This window comes from Enterobacter sp. 940_PEND (assembly GCF_001059415.1).
Taxonomy (GTDB): domain Bacteria; phylum Pseudomonadota; class Gammaproteobacteria; order Enterobacterales; family Enterobacteriaceae; genus Enterobacter; species Enterobacter cloacae_M.
The window spans coordinates 24,293-39,569 of the sequence record NZ_JUMS01000161.1 but is presented as its reverse complement, the minus strand read 5'-3'; the positions used below and the strand labels follow the sequence as shown (position 1 = coordinate 39,569).

At 60.2% G+C, this 15,277-nt stretch carries 14 protein-coding genes; all 14 read right to left on the bottom strand.

The features are described from left to right. Positions 1 to 180 precede the first annotated feature (180 nt). The 14 genes from yjiA to hpaG all read right to left on the bottom strand — a co-directional run bounded on the left by yjiA (position 181) and on the right by hpaG (position 15,204). Positions 181 to 1,134 carry a GTPase gene (gene yjiA / locus ADJ24_RS22125; protein ID WP_023310271.1) on the bottom strand — a complete coding sequence of 318 codons (954 nt, stop codon included), beginning with the start codon at positions 1,132 to 1,134 and terminating at the stop codon, positions 181 to 183. A 10-nt stretch (positions 1,135 to 1,144) separates the two neighbouring features. Next, positions 1,145 to 1,348, bottom strand: a complete 204-nt coding sequence (locus ADJ24_RS22120; protein WP_003856610.1) for a YbdD/YjiX family protein — start codon at positions 1,346 to 1,348, stop codon at positions 1,145 to 1,147. Between the two features lie 100 nt (positions 1,349 to 1,448). Next, positions 1,449 to 3,602 carry a carbon starvation CstA family protein gene (locus ADJ24_RS22115; protein ID WP_023310272.1) on the bottom strand — a complete coding sequence of 718 codons (2,154 nt, stop codon included), beginning with the start codon at positions 3,600 to 3,602 and terminating at the stop codon, positions 1,449 to 1,451. 191 nt (positions 3,603 to 3,793) lie between these two features. Next, positions 3,794 to 4,711: a helix-turn-helix transcriptional regulator gene (locus tag ADJ24_RS22110; protein ID WP_023310273.1), complete on the bottom strand. Its 918-nt coding sequence runs from the start codon at positions 4,709 to 4,711 to the stop codon at positions 3,794 to 3,796. 179 nt (positions 4,712 to 4,890) lie between these two features. After that, positions 4,891 to 5,403 (bottom strand): 4-hydroxyphenylacetate 3-monooxygenase reductase subunit, encoded by a 513-nt coding sequence (locus tag ADJ24_RS22105; protein WP_023310274.1) that lies wholly within the window; start codon positions 5,401 to 5,403, stop codon positions 4,891 to 4,893. Between the two features lie 17 nt (positions 5,404 to 5,420). Beyond that, the gene (hpaB, locus tag ADJ24_RS22100) at positions 5,421 to 6,983 is read right to left on the bottom strand and encodes a 4-hydroxyphenylacetate 3-monooxygenase, oxygenase component (RefSeq protein WP_023310275.1); all 1,563 of its coding nucleotides are present in this window, start codon (positions 6,981 to 6,983) and stop codon (positions 5,421 to 5,423) included. 177 nt (positions 6,984 to 7,160) lie between these two features. After that, positions 7,161 to 8,093: a 4-hydroxyphenylacetate catabolism regulatory protein HpaA gene (gene hpaA, locus ADJ24_RS22095; RefSeq protein ID WP_023310276.1), complete on the bottom strand. Its 933-nt coding sequence runs from the start codon at positions 8,091 to 8,093 to the stop codon at positions 7,161 to 7,163. A 9-nt stretch (positions 8,094 to 8,102) separates the two neighbouring features. Next, complete coding sequence (gene hpaX, locus ADJ24_RS22090) at positions 8,103 to 9,455, bottom strand: 4-hydroxyphenylacetate permease (RefSeq protein ID WP_023310277.1); 1,353 nt, start codon at positions 9,453 to 9,455, stop codon at positions 8,103 to 8,105. A gap of 21 nt (positions 9,456 to 9,476) precedes the next feature. After that, positions 9,477 to 10,274, bottom strand: a complete 798-nt coding sequence (hpaI, locus tag ADJ24_RS22085) for a 4-hydroxy-2-oxoheptanedioate aldolase (RefSeq protein WP_023310278.1) — start codon at positions 10,272 to 10,274, stop codon at positions 9,477 to 9,479. Positions 10,275 to 10,283: 9 nt separating this feature from the next. Then, positions 10,284 to 11,087: a 2-oxo-hept-4-ene-1,7-dioate hydratase gene (gene hpaH, locus ADJ24_RS22080; protein WP_023310279.1), complete on the bottom strand. Its 804-nt coding sequence runs from the start codon at positions 11,085 to 11,087 to the stop codon at positions 10,284 to 10,286. 132 nt (positions 11,088 to 11,219) lie between these two features. Next, positions 11,220 to 11,600: a 5-carboxymethyl-2-hydroxymuconate Delta-isomerase gene (locus ADJ24_RS22075; RefSeq protein WP_023310280.1), complete on the bottom strand. Its 381-nt coding sequence runs from the start codon at positions 11,598 to 11,600 to the stop codon at positions 11,220 to 11,222. 9 nt (positions 11,601 to 11,609) lie between these two features. Beyond that, entirely contained in the window at positions 11,610 to 12,461 is an 852-nt protein-coding gene (gene hpaD / locus ADJ24_RS22070; protein WP_023310281.1) for a 3,4-dihydroxyphenylacetate 2,3-dioxygenase, read from the bottom strand. Positions 12,462 to 12,463: 2 nt separating this feature from the next. Then, entirely contained in the window at positions 12,464 to 13,930 is a 1,467-nt protein-coding gene (gene hpaE, locus ADJ24_RS22065) for a 5-carboxymethyl-2-hydroxymuconate semialdehyde dehydrogenase (RefSeq protein WP_023310282.1), read from the bottom strand. Continuing rightward, a complete protein-coding gene (gene hpaG / locus ADJ24_RS22060) occupies positions 13,927 to 15,204 on the bottom strand; it encodes a 4-hydroxyphenylacetate degradation bifunctional isomerase/decarboxylase (RefSeq protein ID WP_023310283.1) in 1,278 nt (425 codons plus the stop codon). Before hpaG ends, hpaE begins: the two co-directional genes overlap by 4 nt. Between the last annotated feature and the right edge of the window lie 73 nt (positions 15,205 to 15,277).

Sequence of the window (15,277 nt, the reverse complement as noted above, 5' to 3'; positions counted from 1 at the left end):
CACGCCCTCTCGGCGCATCCCTGCGCCTCGCCCCGGCCTTACGGAAACGCCTCGGCGATTTACAGCCGGACCAGGGCATCGCTGTAAGCCATTAATTTTTCTGAAGCAACATTCATCGCTTCAGGTTAAAAAATTACCGGGGATCCCTCAGCCCCACAGGGGAGAGGAGATGCATAGCGGTTATTTCTTCAGCCCCGCAAACGCCGCCCGAATTTCTTCTTCCGGCAGCTGTATGCCTATAAACACCATCACGCTGCGCGGCGCTTCCTCGCCCCAGGGGCGATCCCAGTCGGCGCTGTACAGGCGCTGTACGCCCTGGAACAGCAGGCGGTTCGGCTCGCCGTCAATCCACAGCATCCCTTTGTAGCGCAGCAGCTTGTCGGCAAACGACAGCAGCAGGTTTTCCATCACGCGCGAAACCTCGCCGATGTCCACCGGGTAGTCCAGCTCGACCACAATCGACGCAACGTCGTTTTGCTTATCTCCCATAAAGTGGAAGCGCGGTTTCGCGGTGACGTTCTCTTCCAGCATAAAGCCGTTGGTGTTGAACAGCTGAGACAGATCGATGTCGCCGTGCGTCACCGTGTAAACCGGCGCGCGGGAGTTAATGCGCGTCAGGCGCTCGCGCAGTTTTTCGCTTTCGCCCGCCACGTCGGTTTTGGTCAGCAGGATGCGGTCGGCGTAGCCCACCTGAGACTGGGCGATGGTGAACTGGTTCATCTGCTCGTCGGCGTGAACCGCATCCACCAGGGCAATCACGCCGTCCAGCAGGTAGCGCTGGCAGAGGATCTCGTGAGAGAAAAAGGTCTGAATAATCGGGCCGGGGTCGGCCATGCCGGTGCATTCGATCACCAGGCGGTCAAAGTCGATCTCGCCGCGATCGCGGCTGTCGAGCAGGTCCAGCAGGGCGTCTTCTAATTCGTTAGAGCGGGTGCAGCAGATGCAGCCGTTGGTCAGAGTTTTGATCTGGGTGGCGCGATCGCCGATCAATTGATCGTCAACGGAGACCTCACCGAATTCGTTTTCGATGACGGCGATTTTGAAGCCGTGCTGTTCGTTCAGGATGTGGCGCAGCAGGGTGGTTTTACCGGCGCCGAGAAAACCGGTCAGCAGGGTAACGGCAATCGGGGTCATGGTCTCTCCTTTAGCAGCAGCGGACGCCGCCTTCTCCACTTCCGCCGTAGCGCGCTTCCTGACGCTCGCGGAAGAATTCGGTATAGGTCATGTACGGCTTATCCGGATGGTTGGTCTTCATGTGCTCAACGTAGTTGTCATAGTCCGGAATGCCAATCAGCATTTTCGCCGCCTGACCGAGGTATTTTTTTGCTTCGCCTAAGTTACCAAACATTGTGGGTTCCAGACAGAAAAAGCCCGGCGATGTGAGTCCGCTGGGCTTATGTTTCCCTCATCCCAGCCCTCTCCCAAAGGGAGAGGGCTGGGATTGCGGATTAATGGTGTGAAGAGGTCTTCACGCCGCCTTCCGGCACCGGCACGTACGGGGTTTCTTTATCCGTACGGCCGTCGGCGTTGCGAACGTTCAGCCAGGTTTTGATGCCGTAGAAGATGATGCTGTACACCACCACCAGGAACAGAATGCTCAGACCCGCGTTGGTGTAGTTGTTCACCACGATATGGTTCATGTTGGCAATCTGCTGCGCGGTCAGGTCCGCGCCGCCTGCGGCAATCTTCTCTTTGTACTGGTTAGCCATGAAGAAGAAGCCTTCCAGCTGCGGGTTGGCGCTGAACAGCTTCAGGCCAAGCGCCCAGGTGGTGCAGAGCAGCAGCCACAGCGCAGGAACAACGGTTACCCAGATGTATTTGGTGCGCTTCATCTTCACGAGGACCACGGTACCCAGCACCAGAGCAACGGCTGCGAGCATCTGGTTAGAGATACCGAACAGCGGCCACAGGCTCTTCACGCCGCCGAGCGGGTCGACAACGCCCTGATACAGCAGGTAGCCCCACAGTCCGACGCAGCCCGCAGTACCCAGAATGCCCGCTACCAGAGAGTCGGTTTTCTTCAGGAACGGCACGAAGTTACCGAGCAGGTCCTGCAGCATGAAGCGGCCCGCACGGGTACCGGCGTCCAGCGCGGTCAGGATGAACAGCGCTTCGAACAAAATACCGAAGTGGTACCAGAAGCCCATGTCCGCCCACGGCAGCACCTTGTGGAACACGTGTGCGATACCCACCGCCAGCGTCGGTGCACCACCGGCGCGGTTCAGCACGGACGGTTCGCCGATGTCCTTCGCCGTCTGCATGATTTGCTCTGGCGAAATCACGAAGCCCCAGGAGCTAACGGTCGCCGCCGCGTGTGCGCTCGCGTCCTTCAGCTGCGCCATAATCAGCGCCGCGTTGTCGCCGCCCATTTCGTGCAGGTTTGGCATGTTGATGCCGAGGCCCGCCGGTGGGGTGTTCATCGCGAAGTAGAGACCCGGTTCGATGATAGACGCGGCAACCAGCGCCATGATCGCTACGAAGGACTCCATCAGCATTGCGCCGTAGCCGATCAGACGCGCGTCTTTCTCGTTCGCCAGCAGCTTAGGCGTGGTACCGGAGGCAATCAGGGCGTGGAAGCCGGAGACCGCACCGCAGGCGATGGTGATGAACAGGAACGGGAACAGGGCGCCTTTCCACAGCGGGCCGGTACCGTCGATGTACTGGGTCACTGCCGGCATTTTCAGATCCGGGTTAATCACCAGGATGCCGATCGCCAGACCGACGATAACGCCGATTTTGAGGAAGGTCGCGAGGTAGTCACGCGGGGCCAGAATCAGCCAGACCGGCAGCAGCGCGGAGATAAACGCATAGCCAATCAGCGCGAAGGTAATGGTGGTGTCCTTGAAGGTCAGCGCCGGGCCCCAGTACGGGTCGTGCGCAATCACGCCGCCGAAGTAGATGGAGGCCACCAGCAGCACGATACCAATCACCGACACTTCGCCCACGCGTCCCGGACGCAGGAAGCGCATGTAGATACCCATGAACAGCGCAATCGGCACGGTTGAGCATACGGTGAAGACACCCCACGGGCTTTCGGCCAGCGCTTTCACCACGATCAGGGCCAGCACCGCGAGGATGATGATCATAATCAGGAAGCAGCCGAACAGGGCGATAGTCCCCGGCACGCGGCCCATCTCTTCTTTGACCATCTCACCCAGAGAGGCCCCGTTACGGCGAGAAGAGATAAACAGCACCATAAAGTCCTGCACCGCACCCGCCAGCACCACGCCGGCGAGCAGCCACAGGGTTCCCGGCAGGTAGCCCATCTGCGCGGCCAGCACCGGGCCAACCAGCGGGCCTGCGCCGGCGATAGCGGCAAAGTGGTGACCAAACAGCACGTAGCGGTTGGTTGGCACGTAGTTCAGGCCGTCATTGTTAATGACCGCCGGGGTGGCGCGCGTTGGGTCGAGCTTCATGACCTTCTGCGCGATGTACAAGCTGTAGTAGCGATAAGCAACAAGATAGACGGAAACCGACGCGACCACGATCCACAGGGCGCTTACGTGTTCGCCCCGGCGTAATGCGACAACCGCCAGACAAAAAGCGCCGAGGATCCCGAGTAAGGCCCAGGGCACGTGCTTCAGTAGTTTTTTAGTATCCATAGTAAGACCTGGTTTTTTATGTAAAGAAAAAAGGGTCAGGGTTCGTTGTGAGGAAGTATTGATTAATGCTGGAGCGATCGTGCCAGATCCTCGCGCGTGTAAAGGACGGTAAATGAATGAGTGGTTGAAAGTGCCGGGTGAGCGGTCAAAGGGGGCGACGAGCGGTTCCGGCTCGCCGCCAGGGGGCGAAATTATGTGATTGAGATCACTTGATTATTCGGATTACGCTCCACGGCCAGATAGTTCTCCAGGGTTCTAATCAGTTTTTCCTTCAGCCAGTTCGGTTCCAGAATCTGAATGTGGGGCAGCCAGTAGAACAGCAGCGGCAGGATCTGGTTCTCGTGCGCCGCCTGGCAGCGCAGCGTGACGCCGCCCTGTTGCTCCTCCACCAGCTCCTGTTCCGGCAGAAGATCGCGGCGCAGGAAGTAATGTGAAATATTATCTTTGATAAATATTTTCACTGCGAAAGTATTTTCAGAGACCCAGGGGTCGAGGCTTTTCTCCAGCAGCTCAAGGACATTTTCTTCGGGCGTGAAGGTCGTTTTCTGAATATCAAACCAGCTAATCTGGCTCAATGAGAAGGATTTCAGGCGGCTATTTTCGGTGGCTTGTAAATACCATATATTTTTTTTGTTAATGAGTTTATAGGGATTAATCAGACGGGTTTTCCCCTTATAAACGATCTGACAAACATTATGGTTTTTAATCGATTTCTCGATTTTCGTTAAATGACGGCGAATATCACGTTCTACCGTGTGTTCTGCCTCATTGCCAAGAATAAGAATATGGTTTTCGTCAACGCGCGTTTCGAGCTTCTGCCAGAATTCCGTATTTCTTTCAGGGAAAAAGCTGTCAGCATTCAGGAAGTTAGCAAGGGTGTGATGTAAGCCTTGTCCGCCGGGCGATTGCGCAGAATGGATCAGTCGATATAGCCCGTTACCGGTATGTTCAACAATAGGAGATAGGGCATTTAAATCCCGGTAGACGGTACGCTCGGTAATTTTAAATTTTTCCATTAGCGCACTGCGGTTTACCACACCGTTTAAATGTAGCTCAACCAGAATATCGACCAGACGTTCAGCCGAGCGGCTCCGCGTCGTTTTAGCCATAAGGTCATCCTGTATATTTAGGTATGCGCTGAATGATGCGGATGCGCTGACAAAGGGTGTCAGTATTCAGTCACAGAAAATTTCTCTTATGGTTATATAACGGCGTGATTTAGCGGAAACCTTAGGAGTTTTTGTAGAAAGCGGCGCTGGCCGAAGAAAAAGGCCAGCGCGAGGGGGGATCACACGGCGGCTTCCGCCTCCAGCATGACCGGGTGGAAGCGGCGCTTGAAGTAGATCAGACCGTGTCCCGCGTCACTCAGAATGATGTTCTTAACTTCAACAAGGTAGACAAGATGCGTGCCGATGGTTTGCACCTGGCTAATCTCGCCTTCAAGGCTGGCGAGCGCGCCCTTGAGCACCGGCTGCGCCAGCGGCCCTTTCTGCCAGCAGGAGAGGGCAAAGCGCTCCTCCATCGTCATACCGGTCATCCCGGCGAAATGGCGAGCCATGATCTCCTGCTCGTGGTTCAGTACGTTAACGCACAGCCTGCCGTTGCCCTGAAATACCGGATTCATGGCGCTGTTGGCGTTGATGCACACCATAACCGACGGCGGGGTGTCCGTGACCGAACAGACGGCGGTGGCGGTAATGCCGCAGCGGCCGGCCTCGCCCTCGGTAGTGACCACATTAACCGCAGCCGACAGGCTGCTCATTGCGTCGCGAAAACGCAGGCGTTGTTCATCTGAATGCATTGCAACCTCCCGCTGCGCTATTTCAGCAGCTTGTCGAGCATGTTGATATCGCTGTTGTTGTGCAGGTGCGGCACCGTCCAGCCGTGCTGGTCGTACTCGGACATGCAGCGGTCGACCATCGCCATCATCTTGTCCATGTTGCCGGAGCTCTGCGCCTGGCGCAGACACTGCAGGCGGATCTCATCCTGGCTCCCGGAGTAGTTGATTTCGTACAGCTCGTGACGACCGCCAAACTCGCTGCCGATGGCGTCCCACATCAGCTTCAAAATCTTGATGCGTTCGACGTGATCCATCCCGTTGGAGCCGCGCACGTATTTCGCCAGATACTGGTCGATCTGCGGGTTGTTCAGATCCCGGGCGCTGGACGGCAGGTAGATCAGACCGGACGTCACGTTACGCTCGATGATGTTCTTGATCTTGGCGTAGGCCATCGGCGCCATCACGCGGTAGGTTTGCAGCGCGGCGTGATCCGGCAGATACGCGCCGTTCACCCACGGGGTAGCTTCGGAGCACATCGAGTCGCTCAGCGCCCAGAACATGTTGCGCCAGGCCACCACTTCGCCGAGATCCGCCTGCACGCCGCGGAACTCCAGGGTACCGGTGCACTCCAGGGATTTCTTCAGCAGGGCGGTAATGAAGTCGAGCTTCACCGCCAGACGCACGCAGGCCTGCAGCGGGTACATCCGCGCAAAGCCGCCTTCCATCGTCCAGCGACGGCAGCGGTCGAAATCGCGGTAGATCAGCACGTTTTCCCACGGGATCAGCACGTGATCCATCACCAGGATCGCGTCGTTCTCGTCGAAGCGGCTGGAGAGCGGGTAGTCGTACGGGGATCCTGTTGCGCCTGCCACCATCTCGTAAGAGGCGCGGGAGATCAGCTTCACGCCTTCGGCATCCATCGGCGCGACGAACATCAGCGCGAAGTCCGGGTTTTCGCCCATCACCTGCGCGGAGCCGAAGCCGATCATGTTGTAGTGGGTCAGCGCCGAGTTGGTTGCCACCACCTTCGCACCGCTGACGATGATCCCGGCGTCGGTCTCTTTCTCCAGCTTGATGTAGACGTCTTTCACCTCGTCCGCAGGCTTGTGGCGGTCGATCGGCGGGTTAACGATGGCGTGGTTGAAGTACAGGCCGATTTCCTGAATGCGCGTGTACCAGCTGCGGGCGTTCTGTTCGAACTGGCCGTAGAAGGCCGGGTTGGCGCCGAGCGCGCAGCCGAACGCGGCTTTGTAGTCCGGCGTGCGGCCCATCCAGCCGTAGCTCAGGCGCGACCACTCGGCGATGGCGTCGCGCTGCTGGCGCAGGTCGTCGGCGCTTTTCGCCACGCGGAAGAACTTGTGGGTGTAGCCGCCGCTGCCGGTGTCGGTGCCCCAGCAGAGGGTATCCTGCATGTCCGGCTTATGAAGCGCGTCGTACATCTGCGCGATGGAGGCCGCCGCGTTGCGAAACGCCGGATGGGTGGTGACGTCTTTGACGCGCTCGCCGTAGATGTAAATCTCACGGCCGTCCTGCAGGCTTTTTAAATACTCTTCGCCGGTTAACGGACGTTTGGCATCAGCGCGGAAATCTTCAGGCTTCATAGGGACCTCGTATCGGAATAGGGTTGTTAAATTTATGTTTTGTTTTTGTTGTTTAATTGAAGCCTGAGAGGGGCGGAACGTGAAGGGACGATTGGGACAACGGCGGGTACTTTTCGCGAGAGATCGCAGAGTGTGATTTTCCTCACCCTAACCCTCTCCCAAAGGGAGAGGGGACGGTTACTCCCTCTCCCTTTGGGAGAGGGCCGGGGTGAGGGGAACAGGCGATACCGGTACTTTCTGCGCCCGATACGCGCTCGGCGAGCACCCCACTAAGCGGTTAAAAAACCGGGCAAAATAGGCCGGGTCCTTAAACCCCAGCTGCCAGGCAATGTCGCTGACCGCGCTGTCGGAGAAGAGCAGCAGGCGTCTGGCCTCCCGCAGCTGGCGGTCGAAGATCAGCCGCTTCGGCGGGCGGTTGGCAAAGCGGCGGCAGATATCGGTCAGGCGGGATTCGGTCAGGTGCAGCTCGCTGGCGTATTCCGGCACCGTCCAGTGCTGGTGGTAGTGGGCATCTATTAGCTGGGTAAAGCGCTGGAACAGCTTAAGCTCGCCGCGCATGCCGCCTGAAGCGTGGTCGTCGAGCTTCGCGTTGCGCAGCAGCAGGGTAAACACCGCCTGCGCCAGCAGGACCAGAGTATGTTCGCGCCCCGGCAGCTGCTCCGTGGATTCCCGGGCAATCAGTGGCCAGTAGTGCTTCAGCGCCGCCAGCTCGTCCGGCCTGTCGGCCAGCGAGAGGCAGATCCCCGGCAGGCCAAACGCCTCCCGCGTGCCGGGGTAAAGCACCTCCAGCAGGGGCCAGATCAGATCCTCGCGAACCGTCAGCACGTGCCCGTCGCTGCCGGATTCGGTGATAAACGCGTGCGGCACCGACGGCGGCGTGAGGACGAACAGCGGGGCCTGCACCGAGTAGCGGTGATCGTCGAGCTGGAGTTCAATCTGCCCGGTATCGAGAAAGTGCATCTGAAAATACTGGTCGTGACGATGCGCCTGCATGTCGCGGCCAAAAAAGGCCGCCATGCGCGCGAACGACTGGTAGTGCACGTCGTCGGTGCCCAGACTTTCGTCGTACTCCTTGCTGATGTCGATGTTGGTAATGGGGTTCTGGCACATGGCGGCTCCCTAGTGGATCTTCTGCGCCGCGATGCCCGGCTCGCGCTCAAGGCTTTCGCGCTGCGTCATCGGGATGCGCGTCAACACCAGCGCGCCGACCACCAGCAGCCCGGCCACGAACCACAGCCCGGAGCTGAAGCTGCCGGTTGCATCACGCAGAATGCCGATCAGCAGCGGGCTAACGGCGGATCCGACGTTGCCGATGGCGTTGATCACCGCCAGCGCCACCGCGCGGGACTGCAGGCTAATCACCCGATCCGGCGTGGTCCAGAATATGGCCATGGCGGTAAAGGATCCGGTTGAGGCCATAATGATGCCAAGCAGCTGGATCAGGCTGTGATCGGTGGCCGAGGCCAGCATCCATCCCGCCGCGGCGAACAGGTACGGCAGGATGGTGTGCTTTTTTCGCTCTTTCAGCCTGTCGGAGCGTCGGCTCCACCAGATCATCCCGAGAATGGTGCAAAACTGCGGGATCGCAGCCAGCAGGCCGATGACGATATTGCTGCTCCCCGTGTTGAAGCTTTGCAGGATCTGCGGCGTCCAGATGTTGATGGCGCTGAGCGTGTTGGTCAGGCAGAAGTAGGCCAGCGTGTAGAGCAGCACCGCCGGGGTCAGCACTTCGCGCAGCGTCGAGCGCGGCGTGACGGATTGGGCAACGGCGACCTCCTGCTCGCGGGCGATCATCGTTTTCAGCGCCTGCTTTTCGTCGTCGTCCAGCCAGGTGGCCTGATCAGGCGTGTCGTTGAGGTAAAACCAGGTCACCACGCCGAGCACCACCGACGGCAGCCCCTCGAGCAGGAACAGCCACTGCCAGCCCTTCAGGTTCCACAGCCCGTCCATCGCCAGAATGTAGCCGGAGAGGATCGAGCCGAGCATCATGGTCACCGGCATGGCGATCATAAACAGCGCGTTGGCGCGGGCGCGGTGATAGGCCGGGAACCACCAGGTGAGATAGACCAGGATCCCCGGCAGGAAGCCCGCTTCGGCAATGCCCACCAGCATGCGCAGGACGTAGAGAGTCTCGGGGCTGGTGGCGAACATGGTGCATGTGGAGGCGATGCCCCACACCACCATGATCCCGGCGATCCAGCGCCGCGCGCCGATCTTCGCCAGCATGATGTTGCTCGGGATCCCGCACAGCACGTAGGTGACGTAAAACAGCGTCGCGGCCAGGCCAAACATGGTCGACGTAAGGCCCAGATCTTTGCCCATCGTCAGCCCGGCAAAGCCGATGTTGATGCGATCGAGAAACGAAAAGACAAACAGGATAAAGAGAAAGACGATCAGGCGTCGGAACAGCTTGTTAATGGCGCGATGTTCAACAGCTTTATTATCATGAGTTTGCAGGGTAGAGGTCGTCATGGTGCGCTCCAGATCTTACGTTTAGTAGACGGATTTATTGTTATTAACTGACGTAACCGGTTGTTCGATAAAACGTGCCGCCAGCGCTTCGGCGCTGCGGGCGAGCAGGGTGGTGTCGACGCCGACGGCGACAAACAGCGCGCCAAGCTCGAGGTAGCGTTTCGCCAGCGGCTCGTTCGCCATCAGGATGCCGGGCGCTTTGCCCGCGCTGAGGATCTGCGCGATAGCCTGCTCGATGGCGGCCTGCACCTCCGGGTGCTGCGGATTGCCGGCAAAGCCCATGTCGGCGCTCAGATCCGCCGGGCCGATAAACACGCCGTCGACGCCTTCCACGTCCAGGATCTGCGGCAGGTTTTTCAGCGCCTCGCGGGTTTCAATCTGCACCAGCACGCACATGGCGTCGTTGGCCTGCTGCAGGTAATCCGGGATGCGGTTCCAGCGCGAGGCGCGCGCCAGGGCGCTGCCGACGCCGCGAATGCCCGCGGGCGGGTAGCGGGTGGCACGCACTGCCTGCCGCGCTTCGTCGGCGTTTTGCACCATCGGCACCAGCAGGGTTTGCGCCCCCACGTCCAGCAGCTGTTTGATCTGCACCGGGTCGTTCCACGACGGGCGCACCACCGGCTGGCTGGGATAGGGCGCGATGGCCTGTAACTGGGCTAAGACGGTTTGCACATTATTCGGCGCGTGCTCGCCGTCGATCAGCAGCCAGTCGAAGCCTGCCCCGGCCAGCAGCTCAGCGCTGTAGCTGCTGGTGAGCCCCAGCCATAAACCGATTTGCGGGCGGCCAGCCTGCAGCGCCGCTTTGAATGCGTTTTGCATGGTCCTCTCCTAAACAAAGCGGCAGCTGATGGAGCCCATGTTGCCGTAGTCGACGTGGAAGGTGTCGCCTCTGCTGGCGGACACCGGGCGGGTAAACGAGCCGCCGAGGATGATTTGCCCCGGTTCAAGCTGCACGTCGTACGGTGCCAGCTTGTTCGCCAGCCACGCCACGCCGTTCGCCGGGTGGTTAAGCACGCCTGCGGCGACGCCTGTCTCTTCGATCACGCCGTTGCGGTAGAGCAGGGCGGAGATCCAGCGCAGATCCAGTTCGTCGGGCTTAATCGGGCGGCCGCCGAGGATCACCCCCGCGTTGGCGGCGTTATCGGAGATGGTGTCGAACACCTTGCGCGGGCGCTGGGTTTCCGGATCAACGTTGTGACAGCGGGCGTCGATCAGCTCCAGCGCGGGGATGACGTAGTCCGTAGCGTTGTAGACGTCGAAGATCGTGCAGTTCGGGCCGCGCAGCGGTTTCGCCAGCACGAAGGCCAGCTCCACTTCGATGCGCGGAACGATAAAGCGATCGACCGGGATGTCGCTGCCGTCGTGGAAAAACATGTCGTCCAGCAGCGCGCCATAGTCCGGCTCGCTAATCTGCGAGCTGGCCTGCATCGCTTTGGAGGTCAGGCCGATCTTATGGCCCTTCAGCACGCGGCCTTCGGCGATTTTCAGGCTGACCCATTCGCGCTGAACGGCGTAGGCGTCTTCAATGGTGATCTCCGGGTAGTCCAGCGAGATCGCGCGGATCTGCTCCCGGGTTTGTTCCGCCTGATGCAGGCGGTGGGCGATCAGGGTATGGGTGTGTTTGTCGAGCATGGCGATATCCTGTTTTACGTTTGTTTTCTCCCTCTCCCCGTGGGAGAGGGCCGGGGTGAGGGCATCAGGCCGCAGAGATTTCCCCTCACCCTAACCCTTTCCCAAAGGGACAGGGGGCTGGCCGTGCCGGTATTACTTAAACAACGCGTGCACGTTGTTTTGTTTGTAATTGAGCGTCGGGTGCAGCTCGTCGAGCTCGAACGACAGCGCCAGATAGCGGTCGGCCATCAGCTCCGCGAAATGTTCCTTGATCAGCGCAAAAAGCATCTCCCCCACGGCTTCCCGGCTCTCCAGGCTGCGCCCGGCGCCAATCTTCAGCGTCATATGCACAAAGGCGTAGTCGTGCCTGCCGTCGGCCATCTGCCAGGTGTCCAGCCAGTGGGCGCGGCTGCGGATGCCGCCGATGGGGAAGATGCCCGTGGCGGCCAGCGCCTCGTTGACTTTGGCGAACAGCCCCGGCAGGTCCGCCTGCTCGCGGATGTTGTCGGTACATTCAGCAATAAAGTGCGGCATGGTGACTCCTTACGCGGGCAGCGGGAAAACGGCGTTAACCTGGCCGGTGCCGGAGCTGGCGAACAGCTCGGTGAGGAACTCCACCTTACCGTCGTACTGGTCCCAGCCGAGCATCCCCAGCAGCATCACCGTGTCGTGCATGTTGCCCTCGCCGTAGCAGTAGTCGGCGTACTCCGGCAGCATGCTGCAGAATTCTTTGAACTGCCCCTCGCGCCACAGCTTCACCACGCGCTCGTCCATCTGACGGTCGAACTCGCGGGTGTAGCTATTCATCCCTTCTTCCGCGCGCTGGTCGTCGATAAAGCGGTGCGATAGCGAGCCGCTGGCGAGCACCGCCACGGTGCCGTCGTATTTCTCAATGGCGCTGACGATGGCCTCGCCCAGCCTGCGGCTGTCGGCGAAGTCGTGAACCGTGCAGAACGCCGAGATGGAGACTACTTTGAAGTGTTTATCCGCGTTCATGTAGCGCATCGGCACCAGCGTGCCGTACTCCAGCTTGAGGCTCGGGATGTTGTGCGCTTTGGCGCGCACGCCGAGCTTCACCGCCTCGTCGGCGATCAGCTGGCCGAGTTTCGGGTTGCCGTCGTAGTCGTAGGTCATGTCGCGGATAAAGTGCGGCAGCTCGTTGCTGGTGTAGACGCCCGCAAAATGGTCCGCACAGTTGATGTGGTACGCGCTGTTCACCAGCCAGTGGGTGTCGAACACGATGATGGTGTCCACGCCCAGCTCGCGGCAGCGCTTGCTGATTTCTTTATGCCCGTCGATGGCCGACTGGCGGCAGCCGTGGTTTTTCCCCGGCAGCTCGGAGAGGTACATCGACGGCACGTGGGTGATTTTTGCCGCTAGCGCTAATTTACCCATGGTCAGATCCCCCACTTTGGAATCGGATGGTCGCCCATGGAGATGCAGACGTTCTTCATCTCCGCGAACACTTCAAAGCTGTACTCCCCGCCCTCGCGGCCGGTGCCGGAGGCCTTCACGCCGCCAAACGGCTGGCGCAGGTCGCGCACGTTCTGGGTGTTGACGAACACCATCCCCGCTTCGATATTCCGTGCCAGGCGCAGTACCTTGCTGACGTCCTGGGTCCAGATGTATGACGCCAGGCCGTACTCCACGTCGTTGGCCAGGCGCAGCCCTTCCGCTTCGTCCTTAAACGGCAGCAGGCAGGCCACCGGCCCGAAGATTTCTTCCTGCGCCACGCGCATGCGGTTGTCGACGTCCGCCAGCACGGTTGGTCGCAGGAAGTTGCCGCCCTTCAGGTGCGCAGGCAGGTCGGTCGGTTTGTCCGGGCCGCCTGCCAGCAGGGTTGCCCCTTCTTCAATGCCGAGGCGGATGTAGCCGGAAACCTTCTCCCAGTGCTGCTGGCTGATGAGCGCGCCGATCTGGGTGTTCGGATCGTTTGGATCCCCAACGCGCAGGCGGTTGGCGCGTTCGGCAAAGCGCTTCACGAATTCCGGATAGATACTCTGCTGAATGAAGATGCGCGAGCCCGCGGTGCAGCGCTCACCGTTGATCGAGAAGATAGTGAACAGGGCGGCGTCCAGCGCGCGCTCGATGTCAGCGTCTTCAAAAATTAGCACCGGGGATTTGCCGCCCAGCTCCATGGAGTACTTCTTCAGCCCGGCGTTTTTCATGATGTTGCGCCCGGTGGCGGTGCCGCCGGTGAAGGAGACGGCGCGCACGTCGTGATGGCGCACCAGCGCGTCGCCCGCCGTCGCGCCGTAGCCCTGCACCACGTTGAGCACGCCCGCCGGAATGCCCGCCTCCAGCGCCAGCTCGCCCAGACGGTCGGCGGTCAGCGGGGAGAGTTCAGACATCTTCAGCACCGCGGTGTTTCCGAGTGCCAGGCACGGCGCAACCTTCCAGGTGGCGGTCATAAAAGGCACGTTCCACGGCGACACCAGCGCGCAGACGCCCACCGGCTGCACCAGGGTGTAGTTGAGCATCTTGTCGTCGACCGGGTAGGTTTTGCCGTTCATCTGCTGGCACACCTCGGCGAAGAACTCGAAGTTGTGCGAGGCGCGCGGAATCAGCACGTTTTTGGTCTGGTGGATCGGCAGGCCGGTATCGGCGGTTTCCATGGCGGCGATCTCGGGCACGTTCTGGTCGATCAGGTCGCCCAGACGACGCATCAGGCGCGCGCGTTCCTTCATCGGCAGGTTGGCCCATTTCGGGAACGCCTCTTTGGCGGCGGCGACGGCCTGGTGAATTTCAGCTTCACCGCCGGAGGCGACTTCTGCCAGCACCTCGCCGGAAGCCGGGTTGGTGGTGTGGAAGTACTCGCTTCCGGTAACGTTTTTACCGTTGATCCAGTGGTTAATCTTTTTCATTTTGCAGTCTCCTCGCTGACAATTCGGTTCACCAGGCGTCCCACGCCCTCCACTTCCACCACCACCTCATCGCCCGGCACCACGTCGGACAACCCCTTCGGCGTGCCGGTGGCGATCATGTCGCCAGGCTGCAGGGTCATAAAATCGCTCAGGTACGCGATCAGGTACGGGATGCTGAAAATGAGATCGGCGGTGGTGCCTTCCTGGCGCAGCTCGCCGTTAACGAAGGTGCGCAGGGCGAGGTTGTGCGGATCGGGAATTGCCGCTTTCGGCACGATGTGGGGGGAAATGGGCGTCAGCCCGTCGCGGCTTTTTACCCGCAGGTTCGGGCGGTAGTAGTTTTCCAGGTAGTCGCGGATGGCGTAGTCGTTGCAGACCGTATAGCCCGCAACATGGTCCATCGCCTCGGCTTCGCTGACCTTACGCGCGGTTTTACCGATGACCACCACCAGCTCCGCTTCGTAATGCATGTATTCGATATTGTTCGGGCGCACCGACGTCTGGCCGTCGCCGTTGAAGGTGTTTGGCGCTTTGATAAATACCAGCGGCTCGGTTGGCGGCTTGAAGTCCAGCTCGCTGGCGTGATCGGCATAGTTCAGACCGAGGGCAAACAGCGTGGCTTGCGGCGGCGTGCTGTGCGCAATAGTGACGCTACGCTCATCCACCACCGGATTTTCCAGCGGCGGAAAGCCTTCTGCCAGAACACGCACGCGATCGCCCGGGCGGATCTCCACGCGGCTTTGCGGGGTGCCGAGCAGGATCGCATCGCCGGGATTGAGGGTGGCGAACTCGCTCAGGGCGCTCAGCAGTTCGGCGGCGTTACGCTGAAGATCGGCCGTGCTCCAGTGATCCGCTTCGCGGCCGTTGATCTCGGTGATGATGGTCAGGTTATCCACGTTACCAACGGCGACAAGTTCGCCGAGCGGGCAAAATCCGTCCCGGCATTTGGCCTTGATGGCCGGGCGGTAGAAGCTCTCTTCCGGCAGGCTCACCTCGTTGGCGAGCGCATATCCCGCGATGTACTCCGCGGCGTCCTCCGGGCGCACCTTGCTGGCGGTTTTGCCCACGACCAGCGCCACCGTCGCACCGCTCAGCACCGTTTCCCCGTGAGGGAAGGGGATCGGCTCGCCCGCACGAATCACCGTGTTATGCGGCTTGATAAACCACACCGCCGTTTTCGGCGGCGTGTTGTAGGGCGCTTTTTCAAAGGCCTCACGCCAGGCTTCATGCTGGCTTTGATGGTTGAGGGCGACGGCAAAAACGGTACCTTTCATTCATATACTCCTCACCCCGGCGGTCCGGGTTGTGATTTCATTAATATGTTAATGATCTGGTTTTATGCTTTTG

Excerpts from the sequence above, each read along its gene's own strand:
- ADJ24_RS22075 (WP_023310280.1), bottom strand. The coding sequence starts at position 11,600 with ATGCCGCACTTTATTGCTGAATGTACCGACAACATCCGCGAGCAGGCG.
- hpaA (WP_023310276.1), bottom strand. The coding sequence starts at position 8,093 with ATGTGCCAGAACCCCATTACCAACATCGACATCAGCAAGGAGTACGAC.
- yjiA (WP_023310271.1), bottom strand. The coding sequence starts at position 1,134 with ATGACCCCGATTGCCGTTACCCTGCTGACCGGTTTTCTCGGCGCCGGT.
- ADJ24_RS22115 (WP_023310272.1), bottom strand. The coding sequence starts at position 3,602 with ATGGATACTAAAAAACTACTGAAGCACGTGCCCTGGGCCTTACTCGGG.
- ADJ24_RS22110 (WP_023310273.1), bottom strand. The coding sequence starts at position 4,711 with ATGGCTAAAACGACGCGGAGCCGCTCGGCTGAACGTCTGGTCGATATT.
- hpaI (WP_023310278.1), bottom strand. The coding sequence starts at position 10,274 with ATGCAAAACGCATTCAAAGCGGCGCTGCAGGCTGGCCGCCCGCAAATC.
- ADJ24_RS22105 (WP_023310274.1), bottom strand. The coding sequence starts at position 5,403 with ATGCATTCAGATGAACAACGCCTGCGTTTTCGCGACGCAATGAGCAGC.
- hpaB (WP_023310275.1), bottom strand. The coding sequence starts at position 6,983 with ATGAAGCCTGAAGATTTCCGCGCTGATGCCAAACGTCCGTTAACCGGC.
- hpaX (WP_023310277.1), bottom strand. The coding sequence starts at position 9,455 with ATGACGACCTCTACCCTGCAAACTCATGATAATAAAGCTGTTGAACAT.
- hpaH (WP_023310279.1), bottom strand. The coding sequence starts at position 11,087 with ATGCTCGACAAACACACCCATACCCTGATCGCCCACCGCCTGCATCAG.
- hpaE (WP_023310282.1), bottom strand. The coding sequence starts at position 13,930 with ATGAAAAAGATTAACCACTGGATCAACGGTAAAAACGTTACCGGAAGC.
- hpaG (WP_023310283.1), bottom strand. The coding sequence starts at position 15,204 with ATGAAAGGTACCGTTTTTGCCGTCGCCCTCAACCATCAAAGCCAGCAT.
- ADJ24_RS22120 (WP_003856610.1), bottom strand. The coding sequence starts at position 1,348 with ATGTTTGGTAACTTAGGCGAAGCAAAAAAATACCTCGGTCAGGCGGCG.
- hpaD (WP_023310281.1), bottom strand. The coding sequence starts at position 12,461 with ATGGGTAAATTAGCGCTAGCGGCAAAAATCACCCACGTGCCGTCGATG.